Below are 12,969 nucleotides of genomic sequence, written 5' to 3'. Positions count from 1 at the left end.
TCCTGGTTATCCTGCTGAGGACAAGAAGTATGATGGAAATAACCTCGCTACAAATTATTTTGATTTTTATTGTCGCCTGTATTGCCGGTATGGGGTCGATTCTGGATGAATTCCAGTTTCACCGTCCCCTGGTGGCCTGTACCCTGATTGGTATGGTGCTGGGTGATATGAAAACCGGCATTATTATCGGCGGTACGCTGGAGATGATTGCGCTGGGCTGGATGAACATCGGTGCCGCCGTTGCGCCTGATGCCGCCCTCGCCTCCATTATCTCGACCATCCTGGTTATCGCTGGCGGTCAAAGTGTGGGTGCCGGTATTGCGCTGGCGATTCCGCTGGCCGCCGCCGGACAGGTACTGACCATAATCGTGCGTACGCTGACCGTCGCCTTCCAGCATGCGGCTGACAAAGCCGCAGAGAAAGGTAATCTCACGGCCATCTCCTGGATCCACGTCTCTGCCCTGCTGTTACAGGCGATGCGTATCGCCATCCCGGCGCTGATTGTGGCGATTTCGGTCGGCACCAGTGCGGTTCACGCCTTACTCAGCTCTATTCCGGACGTGGTTACCAACGGCCTGAATATCGCCGGTGGCATGATTGTGGTGGTCGGTTATGCGATGGTCATCAACATGATGCGCGCAGGCTACCTGATGCCGTTCTTTTACCTGGGCTTCGTCACCGCGGCCTTCACCAACTTTAACCTGGTGGCGCTGGGCGTCATTGGCGTGGTCATGGCGGTGCTCTACATTCAGCTCAGCCCGAAATACAACCGTGTGGCGGGAGCACCATCAGGTGCTGCGACCGCAAACGATCTTGATAACGAACTCGATTAAGGAACAGGTGAGCACATGGTTGATATTACGAAAGTCGAAAAGAAACTGACACCCGGTGATGTTCGCGCCGTCTTTCTGCGCTCTAATCTGTTCCAGGGTTCATGGAACTTTGAACGCATGCAGGCGCTGGGCTTCTGCTTCTCAATGGTGCCGGTGATCCGCCGTCTCTATCCTGAGAACAATGATGATCGTAAGCAGGCGATCAAGCGTCATCTGGAGTTCTTTAATACCCATCCTTATGTGGCCGCGCCGGTTCTGGGCGTGACTATGGCGATGGAAGAGCAGCGTGCTAACGGCGCCCCGATCGACGATGGCGCGATTAACGGCCTTAAAGTCGGCCTGATGGGACCGCTGGCCGGTGTTGGCGACCCGATCTTCTGGGGTACGGTGCGCCCGGTGTTTGCCGCGCTGGGAGCCGGTATCGCCATGAGTGGCAGTCTGCTGGGTCCGCTGCTCTTCTTTGTGCTGTTTAACCTGGCACGTCTGCTGACCCGCTACTACGGCGTGGCCTATGGCTATCGCAAAGGGATCGACATCGTCAGTGATATGGGCGGCGGTTTCCTGCAGAAACTCACGGAGGGGGCGTCGATTCTCGGCCTGTTTGTCATGGGGGCGCTGGTCAACAAGTGGACACACGTTAACATCCCGCTGGTGGTGTCACGTATTACCGACTCGACCGGTAAAACCACCGTCACCACTGTACAGTCGATCCTCGATCAGCTGATGCCGGGCGTGGTGCCGCTGCTGCTGACCTTTGGCTGTATGTGGCTGTTACGCCGTAAAGTGAACGCGCTGTGGATTATCGTCGGCTTCTTTGCCATCGGTATCTTTGGTTACTGGATCGGCCTGCTCGGTCTGTAATTTCACCCGGCCGGGAGCCTGTGCTCCCGGCTTTTAAGCGTGGTGAGCTGAGCCACAACCGGCTGAGCTCACCCTGTTTGAGGTAGCTGTGATGTCATTAACCGACGCGCTGATTGCGTGTTGTATTGCCGCCCTGATGGGGTTTGCCATTTATCATGAGGCGATTCTGCCGCGTCGCCACGGCCCGACCCGCTTACGGGTTGCGCTGCGCAGGCAGCATAAGCTGGATAGCCTGATTTTCATCGGCCTGCTGCTGATCCTGCTGTGGAACAACGTCAGCCATCACGGCCCGCAGCTCACCACCTCACTGCTGATGGTGCTGAGTTTTCTGGCGTTCTGGTTATTCTGGCTGCGAAAGCCAACGCTGCTGATGAAAAGTGAGGGGTTGTTTTACGCCGGTGTCTGGATCGATTACCGGCGAATTCAGGGCATGAATCTCTCTGAGGATGGCATTCTGGTGATTCAGCTGGAACAGCGTCGGCTGCTGATCGCGGTGCAGCAACTCGACGATCTGGAGCGCATCTATAACACCCTGGTCGAGGCGCGCTAGTCGCGCTGCCACACAGTCAGGGTAAAGTCTGCGTCGCAGCTGAACTGCTCGCTCTGCTGCAGGGTCTGCCAGACCTCTTCACGCGCCCGCCAGGCGAACGGCGTCATCTGAAGCAGGGTCGTCGCGGCTGCGCCGGTTAATGCCATCGGGTAACGCAGCGCATGCTGCGCCACCTGATGGAATCCGGGATACGCTTTCTGCTCCGGCACATGCAACTGCACTTCGCGGTAAATCAGCGCCTTGAACTGCTGCAGATGATGCGGGCCCGGTGTCACGGTCAGTACCAGGCCACCCGGCTTCAGCACGCGCGCCAGTTCCGCTTCATTGCAGGGTGCGTAGATTCGGACAACCGCATCCAGCGCGTGATCGGCAAAGGGTAAGCGCTGGCTGGAGGCGACGCAGAAGCGTACCGCCGGATAGCGCTTTGCTGCCAGCCGGATCGCCATTCTGGCGACATCCAGCCCATAGACCTGCCCATCCTCGCCTGCTGCGTCAGCCAGTGCGGCGGTGTAGTAACCTTCGCCACAGCCGATATCCAGGATTTTGCACTCCGGCTGGCTCAGCGCGGGCGCAAGCAGGCTGACGACCCGATCACGCAGCGGCTGGTAGTAGCCTGCCTCAAGAAATTCGCGTCGTGCCTGCATCATCTCTGCACTGTCACCCGGTTCACGTGACCGTTTATGCTGAACGGGCAGCAGATTGACATACCCTTCTTTCGCCTGGTCAAACTGATGGCGATTCTCGCAGCACCAGCTGCGCGCAGTAAAGGCGAGAGGAGAGTGACAAAGAGGGCAAATCAGGGACATAGGGTGCTCCGGCATCAGATAACGCGGCGCAGTGTAACCTTAACGTTTACGCATCGGAAGCATAAAGAAAGCCCCGGCTGAGAAGCCAGGGCTTTGAGATTTCATGTCAGGGTGCAATGCACCGAGGCGGAGTTGAATCAGATAGCCGTAACGTTAACGGCTGCCGGGCCTTTCTGGCCGTCCTGAATTTCGAACTCAACGCTCTGGCCTTCAGCCAGGGTTTTGAAACCATTACCCTGAATAGCGGAGAAGTGTACGAACACATCTTTGCTACCGTCAGCAGGGGTGATAAAACCAAAACCTTTAGACTCGTTGAACCACTTAACCTGACCTTTAATCTTTGCCATTTTGCAAATTCCTTTAGATGTTTATTTAGCCCGAAGGCTGTCTTACAGAAAAACCAGAGACATTACTGCATGAGGCACTAATTAAGGTTCGGCAAGGAAGCGGTATTCAACGTCAACGTCTTTACTCGTTCTTCTTTACAGACTTCTTTACAGAAGATGCCATGCATAAACAGAACTGTACCTCGTTTAACTCAGGATTTGTTATCACATATCCTAAAAACAATGGCAAGCCATTTTTAAGGGCCTCAGCCAGCCTGCGCACATAATTGCCAGAAGGCTCACATTGCCTGTTCTGTGGCGTTTACAAATGCCGATGCAAATTAAGCACGCTCCCTGGTCAGCGCCCTCTCCTGCCTCTGTTGCCGGGTCTAACCCAATGGATACCATAAGAAATTAATATTTCACAAATATGGCAATAACAGAATGAATAAGCGAAGCGCGAAAAGTTGAAAATATCAATAATCCGGCTTCAATCCTGTACAGCGCCTTTTATTTCGTACAGATAACACTTTTTTGCACCAAAAGCAGGAGCCAGACAGTCGTCGTGCTCCAAATAAAAGCATTGAGCCCGATTTTACTTATTAAGAATTTAACTTTTGATTTGAAAAATTGATATCAGATAATAAAAATCGGGCCTTTGTTTATCTCTGAGGTTTTAGGATAATTCCTGGGTATCCTTATTCAGCCCGCGGCTTTCGCCTATTCGCCACGGTGCGAAACCGCCCTTTTGCTCGTTTGCCCGCAGCAGCGCATCCGCCAGTTCTTTGGGTGGTGCATCCAGCGACTCATCGGCCAGTTCGAACACGCCCCAGTGGATGGGCAGCGTCAGCGGCCTGCCTGCTGCCTGCCACAGCGCCACCGCCTGATCGGGATTCATATGTTGGCCAGCCATGAACCATTCAGGTGCATAAGCGCCAATCGGCAAAGCCGCCAGGCTGAACGGGCCGAGTCGGGCAGCAATCTCCGGCAGGCTATCGCTGTAGCCGCTGTCGCCCGAGAACCAGAAGCGCACGGAGGCAGAACGCACGACCCAGCCGCACCAGAGCGAACGGTTTCGATCGCGCGGCGTTCGCATACTCCAGTGACGTGCCGGCACCGCATCAAAACAGAGGTCGCCGACAGTAAACTGTTGCCACCAGTCGAGCTGATGGACCTGTTTCACGCCCCGCGCCCTGCACCATTTTTCCAGGCCCAGCGGCACAATGAAGGTCGCCTGCGGAAAACGCCGGACGATCGCTTTAACCGTTGGCCGATCAAGATGATCGTAATGGTTATGTGAAATAAGCACGACATCCAGACGCGGCAGATCAGCGATGCTAAGCGGTGCTGGCGTTTTTCGCTGCGGCCCGGCAAAAGAGAGTGGCGAGGCGCGTGACGAGAGTGCGGGATCGATCAGGATATATTGCTGGTTCAGTCGCAGCAGCACGGCGGCATGTCCCAGCCACCAGATGCGATCGTCACTGCCGCTGATATCAGCGGGCTGCCACCACTGTTCGGTGAAAGCCCTGTAGCCCTGCTGCGGTGGCAGCGGCAGTCCCTGTGCTTTGCGCTCCCTGCGCCAGCGCTGCAGATCGCCCGGCTTGCGCCGTTCCGGTTCAGGATTGCAGAATCCCTCGGGCGTGTGATGCGCTTTGCTGCTGTCATACCACGGATTTTTCCAGACCATCCCGCCTCTCTGCTGTGATTATCGTTCCGGAATCAACCGGATAAAGTCGCGTTTCTCGCGATCGTCATCGGTTTTTTTACTCTCTGCCCCTGGCTGCATCTCAATCAGACGGCGCAGCAGCTGATTCTGTTTCTTCTGCTCTTCCAGCAAAGATTCCAGTAAGCGGATTTGCTCACCGGCGCGCACGCTGGCGCGGTTGACAAAGAACCAGGCGATAAACGCCACAATCAAAATAATGACCAGCAGGCCATAGCTGACCAGTGGGCCCGAATTTGCGGCTAACTCATTCATAACTGCCTCGTAAAACTCAGTGGAAACGCCAGAACATGGCAACCGCCCATTCTACCTGTCGCCATCGCAAAAGATAATGGGGTTAACATCAATGCAGAATTTGCCGTTTCAGTTATCTCTGATCGATCCCACCAGAAAAGCGAGGCATGCTGATATCATCATAACCGGCGGCACCAGGTGGAGCGCTGAGTTATCTTTCACAAGGAGACATAATGAAACTGTTTATTCGTACGGTAGGCTTGCTGGCGGTGATCTGGCTGGCGATGCTGTTTACCGGCTATGGCGTATTAACCGGCAGTACTAAAAATGCCGCCGGCCTTGGCCTGCAGTGCAGCTATCTGACCGCTCGCGGTGTGATCAGTGCGCAGTATCTGCATACTGACAGTGGCGTGGTGGGCGTGACTGATTGTCCGTTGCTGAAGAAAAGCGGAGAAGTGATCGATAATTAACAAAACAGCGGGCCACATGGCCCGCTGTTTTCAGAACGGATAGTCGTGATAGCCCATCTCTGAGGAGAGCGTGCGCGCCGCCCGATGCAGCATGGCCACGTAATCCTGGCGGGCATCTTCTGAAAAGCGAATGGTGGGAAAAGAGATACTCAGTCCCGCAATCACCACACCAAAACGGTCAAAGACCGGCACAGCGAGGCAGCGTAAACCCTCTTCCTGCTCTTCGTTATCTTCACCATAGCCCTGCGTTCTTACCTGATCCAGCGCCGTAATCAACGCCTCCGCGCTTAACAGCGTATTGGCCGTGCTCCGTTTGAATTCGACATCCCGCAGGATCTCCTCAACCTCGCTGCGATCGCGCCAGGCGAGCAGAACTTTCCCAATTGCGGTGGTATGCAGCGGATTACGACGGCCAATGCGCGAATACATACGCAGGTTGTAGAGGGAGTCGATTTTATGGATGTAGACAATACTGTCCTCTTCCAGCGCCCCCAGATGAATGGTTTCTTTGGTCAGACGCGAAAGCTCACGCATCTGCACATCCGCACTGCGGATTAAATCGACGTTCTGCAGCGCTTTAGCGCCCAGTTCAAACAGCTTCAGTGTCAGTGAGTACTTCTCGCTCTCACCTTCCTGCGTGACATAACCCAGCGACTTCATGGTCTGCAGGAAACGGTAAACGGTGCTTTTTGACATCATCACGCGCTGCGCGAGCTCAGTAATACCGTGATCGCGCTCTTCACCCAGCGCCTGCAGAATGCCGAACACTTTAAGTACCGAAGAGACGGAATCGGGCTGTTTATCATTTTCAGCAGAGGACATCGCGCACCTTGTTAAACCTGTTTCAAAAAAAATGGAACGGACTGTCAGTATAGAGTGAGGCATACGAAGGCAGCAATGCTTTAACCATTACGTCATATTTAAAGACAGTTTTTTCTCCGTCCGATCGCTGTATTTCAGCGTTAATTTCATTAGCATGATGATATTCACCCTCTTTAGTAATTAACTTATGACACTCTCCCCTCCTCAGGATGGATTACCCGCGCGTCAGCGCTATATGGCAATCGTCACCATCGCGCTGGGTCTGACCATGGCGGTGCTGGATGGCGCGATAGCCAATGTCGCCCTGCCCACTATCTCACGCGAACTGAATGCCAGCCCGGCGCAGTCGATCTGGATAGTGAACGCCTATCAGATTGCGATTATCGTCTCGCTGCTGTCGCTCTCCTTTCTGGGCGACATGCTGGGTTATCGCCGCGTCTATCAGGCGGGCCTGGCGCTGTTTATTGCCACTTCGCTGTTCTGCGCCTTCTCCACCACCCTGACCATGCTGACTTTCGCCCGCGTGCTGCAGGGGTTAGGGGGTGCAGCGCTGATGAGTGTGAATACCGCGCTGATACGCATTATCTATCCGCAGCGTCATCTGGGACGCGGCATGGCGATCAACTCGCTGGTCGTGGCGGTTTCAACCGCGGCAGGCCCGACGGTTGCCGCAGCGATTCTTTCGGTGGCAAGCTGGAAGTGGCTGTTTCTGATTAACGTCCCGCTGGGTGCCATTGCGCTCTGGCTGGCGCTGCGCACGCTGCCTGATAATCCGCAGAAAGCGACGGCGCAGAAATTTGATGTTCCCAGCGCGATCATGAACGCCCTGTTCTTTGGTCTGATCATCTCTGCGCTGAGCGGGTTTGCACAGGGACAGAGTCATCTGCTGGTGCTGTCGGAGGTCATTGCTCTGCTGGTTGTGGGCTGGTTCTTTATTCGTCGTCAGTTAAACATGGCGGTGCCGCTGCTGCCGGTTGATCTGCTGCGTATCCCGATTTTCAGCCTGTCGATGGGAACGTCTGTCTGTTCGTTCTGTGCGCAGATGCTGGCGATGGTGTCGCTGCCCTTCTTTCTGCAAAACGTCCTGCAGCGTGATGAGGTGGCAACCGGGTTACTGCTGACGCCCTGGCCGCTGGCAACCATGGTGTTTGCGCCGATTGCCGGCCGGCTGATTGAACGGGTGCATGCCGGGCTGCTGGGCGGCATCGGGCTGGCTATGTTCGCCCTGGGGTTGTTTCTGCTCGCCTGGCTGCCGGCCAACCCGGGTGATGGCGATATTATCTGGCGCATGATGCTGTGCGGTGCCGGTTTTGGACTGTTTCAGTCACCCAACAACCACACTATCGTCACTTCCGCTCCGCGTCATCGCAGCGGCGGCGCCAGCGGCATGCTGGGCACCGCCCGCCTGCTGGGCCAGAGTATGGGTGCCGCGCTGGTCGCGCTGATGTTTAATCTGTTTGATGATCGCGGGACGCACGCTTCGCTGCTGCTGGCGGGCAGCTTTGCCGCCGTGGCCGCGCTGGTCAGTGTGTCGCGGATGACGCAGACCCGCGCCTGATGGCAGAAACAGAAAAGGCGACCACCTGACAGAGTGTGACCCGATTCGCTGTAAGGCCGAGCCTTCACAGGGAACCCGGTCAGATCGGAAAGACTTCTGTCATCCATGACGGTCGGCCCGCACCATCCATGGCGCGGGACGCTTTCCTCCTCTGCCCGGGTTCCCTGCATGTTTGGCTAAGATATTGCTGTCAGATTCAGTCTGATTGTGATTTCTAAACAGAAAAGGCGACCCAGGGTCGCCTTTTTTGCTCTGCTGAACGCTACTTCAGATACTGACCGCTACGCAGTGCTTCAATACGCTTATCTAACGGCGGATGCGACATAAACAGCTCGCTGAACGATTTGCCTTTACCGTTAATACAGAACGCCATCATGCTGCTCGGCTCCTGCGGTTCGTAGCTGGTTTTCAGGCGCTGTAACGCCGCAATCATCTTCTCACGACCCACCAGCTTCGCTGAACCGGCATCGGCATGGAACTCACGGTGACGCGAGAACCACATGGTGATGATGCTGGCGAGAATACCAAACACCAGTTCCAGCACCATCGACACCGCAAAGTAGACCAGCGGGTTGCCGTTGCTGCTCTCCTCACCATCACGGTTGCCGGACATAAAGCCCGCCGCGATCTGCGCCAGAATACGTGAAACGAAAATCACAAAGGTGTTCACCACACCCTGGATCAGCGTCATGGTGATCATGTCGCCGTTGGCGATGTGTGACACTTCGTGTGCCAGCACCGCTTCCGCTTCATCACGGCTCATGTTCTGCAGCAGACCGGTTGAGACAGCAACCAGTGAGGCGTTACGCCGTGCGCCAGTCGCAAAGGCGTTGATGTCAGGTGCGTGATAGATCGCCACCTGTGGCATCGCAATACCCGCCTGCTGTGCCTGACGGCCAATTGTATCCACCAGCCAGCGCTCGGTTTCGTTGCGTGGCTGTTCAATCACTTCACCGCCAACCGATCGCAGTGCCATCCACTTCGACATCAGCAGTGAAACAAACGCACCGCCGAAGCCAAACAGGCCTGCCATGATCATCAGGCCCTGAACACTGCTTGACTGGATCCCTGTCAGGCTGAGAATCAGCCCGAATACCAACATCACAGCCAGGTTGGTCATCAGGAAAAGAGCAATACGCATCATTTTTGTTAATCTTCCTCAGTAGTTCACGCGCCTATACGCGGATCCATATCCTATGGGCATTGGGCTGCTTTTCAAGCAACCTTAACGTTTAAGTGCCTAAAAAGACATAACTTTACATTCTGACACGCCTGATGAGGAGCCCAGCCTTCAGGCACCTTCACCAGCGCTAATCATTGCTTACTGGAAACTTTTCTGAGTACAAAAAAAAGCACCGCTGAGCGGTGCTTTTTCTGGCAACAGCGGATTATTTAGCCGCTGGCGCCTCTGGCTGGGATTTCTCCAGTTGCGCAAGATCGTTAGCGATCTTCACCGTCTCATCAAGATAGGGATCCGGCTCTTTATAATCTTTCGGCAACTCATCCAGATTTTTCAGCGGTTTTTTGCCTTCGGCCTGATAGCGCGCGTTGATCCGCTCCAGACGAGACGCATCATCTTCGTGATTCTCTTTCTCGCGCTGAGCGAGATTAAGCGACACGATGTTGCGCTTATCTTTCAGGGCATTGTAACGGGCAATGTCCTTCATGATGTACTGGAACTCGCGATCCTGAGCAATGCGGTCAGCATGCTGCTTAGTCAGCTGCACTACCAGCGGTTTCACATCACCGGTTTTGACATAAGTCGCCGCTTTGATGCTGTCCCACGGCAGTGCGTTATCTTCAAATTTCTCACCGGTTTCAGCCGCTTCAACGCCGGTTGGCATCAGCAGATCCGGCGTGACGCCTTTACGCTGTGTACTGCCGCCGTTAATGCGATAGAACTTCTGAATGGTGTAAGAAACGGAGCCTAACGCAGGCCACTCCGGACGCAGCATCTGATCGTAGATGCGGTTCAGAGAGCGATACTGCTGAACGGTGCCTTTACCAAAGGTTGGCTCGCCGACAATCACCGCACGACCGTAATCCTGCATCGCGGCAGCGAAGATCTCAGAGGCTGAGGCGCTGAAACGATCGACCAGCACCACCAGCGGTCCTTTGTAGTAGACAACGCCGTCGTTATCGCTGTCTTCACGAACCCGACCATTGTTGTCGCGTACCTGAACTACCGGACCACTCGGAATAAACAGACCAGAAAGCGAGACTGCTTCGGTCAGCGCGCCGCCGCCGTTGGTACGCAGATCGATCACCACACTGTCGACGTTCTGTTTCTGCAGTTTCTGCAGCTGTACTTTTACGTCGTCGGTGAGGCCGACATAGAAACCAGGAATATCGAGCACGCCCACTTTCTGCTTGCCGACATTTTTGATGGTCAATTTAACCGCGCGATCTTCCAGACGGATTTTCTCACGCGTCAGCGTCACAGTACGGGTTTTAGTACCCTTACCGGCTGGCAGAACTTCCAGGCGCACTTTGCTGCCCTTAGGTCCTTTAATTTTTGCCACGACATCATCCAGACGCCAGCCGATCACATCTTCCATCGGCTTGCCTGGCTGACCCACACCGACGATGCGATCGCCAACGGTAATGGCTTTGCTCTTCGCGGCCGGGCCGCCTGCGACCATCGAGTTGATCACCGTATAGTCGTCATCCATCTGCAGAACCGCACCGATGCCTTCCAGTGACAGGCTCATCTCGGTGTTGAACTGCTCGGTGTTACGCGGCGACAGATAGCTGGTGTGCGGATCGATTTCGCGGGCAAAAGCGTTCATCACCAGCTGGAAAACATCTTCACCGTTGCTCTGGGCCAGACGACGGATAGCGAAGTTGTAACGCTTGGTCAGAACGTCGCGGATCTCGTTATCATCTTTGCCCGCCAGCTTCAGACTCAGCTGATCATATTTGACCTTGGCATCCCACAGCGCATTCAGTTCAGACTGATCTTTTGGCCAGGGTGCTTTAGCGCGGTCAATGTCGATAGTGTCATTGCCGCTGAAATTCATCGGACGAGCCAGCACCGTCAGCGCATATTGATAGCGCTCAAAACGGCGTTTCTGCGCCAGATTATAAATATCGTAAAAGAGATCCAGCTTGCCACTGCGCAGCTCATCGCCGACGGTGGTTTTTTTGCTGGCAAACTGCGCCACATCTGACGCCAGCAGCACATTGTGGCTGTAGTCGAGCATGTTCAGATAGCGATCAAAAATTTTCGCTGAAAAGTTCTGATCCAGGTCGAACTGGCGATAGTGGGAACGGGTAAAGCGCGAGGTTACGCGCTCACTGACCGTCGGATCCTGCGGATCTTCGTGAAGCTGGGGAATCTGATCGGCGCGGGTAATGTTCTCCGCGCCGAAGGTTGGGCCTGCTAATAGCAGGCCCGCAATAAGTCCAACTTTAAAAAGGGTGTTCATGCCGGGGTTAGCCTCCGTTTCAGAACTGCAAGTGTTCTGCGCGCACAATCATTGCCATGCCGGAAGCGAGCTGGACCCGAACGCCGTCTTTTGATACTTCAAGAACGGTAGCGTCCATCGCACTTTTGCCTGCTTTAACTTTAATACTCTGGCCGGGTTGCAAAGTTGAGGTATCAGTGATGGGTCGGGCTTCCTGCTCCGGACGTGGGGCTGGCTTGCGATGCTGTGAGGCGGTCGCACGCGGTGCAGTGGTCTGCGGACGCGGTTTACGCGCGGCTTCGCCTTCTGCAGGCTTACGTGCCGCGGGCTTGCGTGGACGACGCGGTGCCGCGCCCTCTTCGCTTTCGCCTGCTTCACGACGCGCGGCGCGCTGCTGGTCACGCTGCGCCTGGACGCGTGCTTTCGCTTCTTCCAGTTGCTTACGTGCATGCTCAACGTGTTGCTCATCCAGCACGCCACAGGCATTACCGTCGAGATCGACACGGATAGCACCAGCTTTGATGCCGTACAGATAACGCCAGCTTGACGTATAGAGACGCAGCGCGGAACGCAGCTGTGTTTTGCTCAGACCCATTTCGCCCTGAACACGCTCGACCAGATCCTGAAAGATACCGATTTTGAGCGGACGCGCTTCACCTTCAGCGCTAAAGCAGTGCGGAAAGCGCTCCGCCAGAAAAGTGATGACTTCTTTACTGCTATTCAACTTAGGTTGATTTTCCATGAAATTTCCTGATTACAACGGGTTTGCCGACCAGCGCAGGCATGAACAGGCGACATTATAATGACAACATCGCTAAATGCCATGTGATCCAGTCGATTAGCTGCGCGTCAGCTGCAGATATTTTTCTAAGTCGCTGTTCGCAAGCACTTCACAAAGCCCATCAGTCAGTGTGACCAGCCCCGATTCGTCGTCGCTGTCAAAGCGATTGTACGCTACGCTGTCGATGTCCAGCACCCCAACCACAGTGCCATTCACTTTCAGAGGAATCACAATCTCAGCATTGCTGGCAGCGTCACAGGCGATGTGGCCCGGGAAGGCATGCACATCATCTACGCGTTGCACTTTTTCTTCTGCCAGCGCCGTGCCACACACACCTTTACCGACCGGAATGCGCACACAGGCGATTTTGCCCTGGAACGGGCCCAGCACCAGCGTATCCGCTTCCGTCAGCAGGTAGAAACCAGCCCAGTTCACGCCATCGAGACGTTCGTACAGCAGCGCGCTAAAGTTTCCCATCGCGGCGAGGAACGCCGTTTCTCCCGCCAGTAAGGCGCGCATATCGCGATTCAAATCGGCGTAAAAGGCAGTTTTGTTCATTATTTAACCGTTACCAATGACATCTGAACGGGGCATTAAA

The 12,969-nt window shown here is 55.0% G+C and carries 14 protein-coding genes; 5 read left to right on the top strand and 9 right to left on the bottom strand.

Annotation, left to right across the window (positions count from 1 at the left end; genetic code table 11):
- Nucleotides 1-32 precede the first annotated feature (32 nt).
- The 3 genes from HFD95_RS12435 to HFD95_RS12425 all read left to right on the top strand — a co-directional run bounded on the left by HFD95_RS12435 (nucleotide 33) and on the right by HFD95_RS12425 (nucleotide 2,244).
- Nucleotides 33-833, top strand: a complete 801-nt coding sequence (locus tag HFD95_RS12435; protein ID WP_010260525.1) for a PTS mannose/fructose/sorbose transporter subunit IIC — start codon at nucleotides 33-35, stop codon at nucleotides 831-833.
- A gap of 15 nt (nucleotides 834-848) precedes the next feature.
- Nucleotides 849-1,694 carry a PTS mannose transporter subunit IID gene (locus HFD95_RS12430; RefSeq protein ID WP_010260523.1) on the top strand — a complete coding sequence of 282 codons (846 nt, stop codon included), beginning with the start codon at nucleotides 849-851 and terminating at the stop codon, nucleotides 1,692-1,694.
- A gap of 91 nt (nucleotides 1,695-1,785) precedes the next feature.
- Nucleotides 1,786-2,244, top strand: a complete 459-nt coding sequence (locus HFD95_RS12425) for a DUF986 family protein (protein ID WP_022625541.1) — start codon at nucleotides 1,786-1,788, stop codon at nucleotides 2,242-2,244.
- On the opposite strand, the gene rlmA is transcribed toward HFD95_RS12425, so the two are convergent.
- The 4 genes from rlmA to HFD95_RS12400 all read right to left on the bottom strand — a co-directional run bounded on the left by rlmA (nucleotide 2,241) and on the right by HFD95_RS12400 (nucleotide 5,354).
- Entirely contained in the window at nucleotides 2,241-3,050 is an 810-nt protein-coding gene (rlmA, locus tag HFD95_RS12420) for a 23S rRNA (guanine(745)-N(1))-methyltransferase (RefSeq protein ID WP_167430303.1), read from the bottom strand. The two genes, HFD95_RS12425 and rlmA, sit on opposite strands and share 4 nt — an antisense overlap.
- Nucleotides 3,051-3,187: 137 nt before the next feature.
- Nucleotides 3,188-3,397, bottom strand: a complete 210-nt coding sequence (gene cspE / locus HFD95_RS12415) for a transcription antiterminator/RNA stability regulator CspE (protein WP_003852684.1) — start codon at nucleotides 3,395-3,397, stop codon at nucleotides 3,188-3,190.
- Between the two features lie 655 nt (nucleotides 3,398-4,052).
- On the bottom strand, nucleotides 4,053-5,063 hold the full coding sequence (locus HFD95_RS12405) for an MBL fold metallo-hydrolase (RefSeq protein ID WP_111533876.1): 1,011 nt from the start codon (nucleotides 5,061-5,063) through the stop codon (nucleotides 4,053-4,055).
- Nucleotides 5,064-5,081: 18 nt separating this feature from the next.
- Nucleotides 5,082-5,354 carry a YebO family protein gene (locus HFD95_RS12400; RefSeq protein ID WP_010258793.1) on the bottom strand — a complete coding sequence of 91 codons (273 nt, stop codon included), beginning with the start codon at nucleotides 5,352-5,354 and terminating at the stop codon, nucleotides 5,082-5,084.
- Between the two features lie 212 nt (nucleotides 5,355-5,566).
- Between HFD95_RS12400 and HFD95_RS12395 the strand changes: the two genes are divergently transcribed.
- The gene (locus tag HFD95_RS12395) at nucleotides 5,567-5,803 is read left to right on the top strand and encodes a YobH family protein (protein ID WP_010258788.1); all 237 of its coding nucleotides are present in this window, start codon (nucleotides 5,567-5,569) and stop codon (nucleotides 5,801-5,803) included.
- 30 nt (nucleotides 5,804-5,833) lie between these two features.
- On the opposite strand, the gene kdgR is transcribed toward HFD95_RS12395, so the two are convergent.
- Nucleotides 5,834-6,625 carry a DNA-binding transcriptional regulator KdgR gene (kdgR, locus tag HFD95_RS12390; protein WP_010670769.1) on the bottom strand — a complete coding sequence of 264 codons (792 nt, stop codon included), beginning with the start codon at nucleotides 6,623-6,625 and terminating at the stop codon, nucleotides 5,834-5,836.
- Nucleotides 6,626-6,812: 187 nt separating this feature from the next.
- Here kdgR and HFD95_RS12385 point away from each other — a divergent pair, with 187 nt between their 5' ends.
- Nucleotides 6,813-8,183, top strand: coding sequence for an MFS transporter (locus HFD95_RS12385; RefSeq protein WP_052270530.1), 1,371 nt, complete (start codon nucleotides 6,813-6,815; stop codon nucleotides 8,181-8,183).
- A gap of 262 nt (nucleotides 8,184-8,445) precedes the next feature.
- Here the strand turns inward: HFD95_RS12385 and htpX are convergent, their stop codons facing one another.
- The 4 genes from htpX to HFD95_RS12365 form a co-directional block, all read right to left on the bottom strand.
- Nucleotides 8,446-9,327, bottom strand: a complete 882-nt coding sequence (gene htpX, locus HFD95_RS12380) for a protease HtpX (RefSeq protein WP_003852678.1) — start codon at nucleotides 9,325-9,327, stop codon at nucleotides 8,446-8,448.
- 244 nt (nucleotides 9,328-9,571) lie between these two features.
- Nucleotides 9,572-11,611 carry a carboxy terminal-processing peptidase gene (gene prc / locus HFD95_RS12375; protein WP_010670770.1) on the bottom strand — a complete coding sequence of 680 codons (2,040 nt, stop codon included), beginning with the start codon at nucleotides 11,609-11,611 and terminating at the stop codon, nucleotides 9,572-9,574.
- A gap of 19 nt (nucleotides 11,612-11,630) precedes the next feature.
- Complete coding sequence (gene proQ, locus HFD95_RS12370) at nucleotides 11,631-12,332, bottom strand: RNA chaperone ProQ (RefSeq protein WP_010258776.1); 702 nt, start codon at nucleotides 12,330-12,332, stop codon at nucleotides 11,631-11,633.
- A gap of 96 nt (nucleotides 12,333-12,428) precedes the next feature.
- On the bottom strand, nucleotides 12,429-12,929 hold the full coding sequence (locus HFD95_RS12365) for a GAF domain-containing protein (RefSeq protein WP_010258773.1): 501 nt from the start codon (nucleotides 12,927-12,929) through the stop codon (nucleotides 12,429-12,431).
- Nucleotides 12,930-12,969 lie beyond the last annotated feature (40 nt).

The sequence above is a fragment of the Pantoea sp. EKM10T genome (genome assembly GCF_011800685.1).
In the GTDB taxonomy this organism is placed as follows: Bacteria; Pseudomonadota; Gammaproteobacteria; order Enterobacterales; family Enterobacteriaceae; genus Pantoea; species Pantoea agglomerans.
Note: the sequence above shows the minus strand (reverse complement) of the source record. Positions and strands in the feature narration are given on the sequence as shown.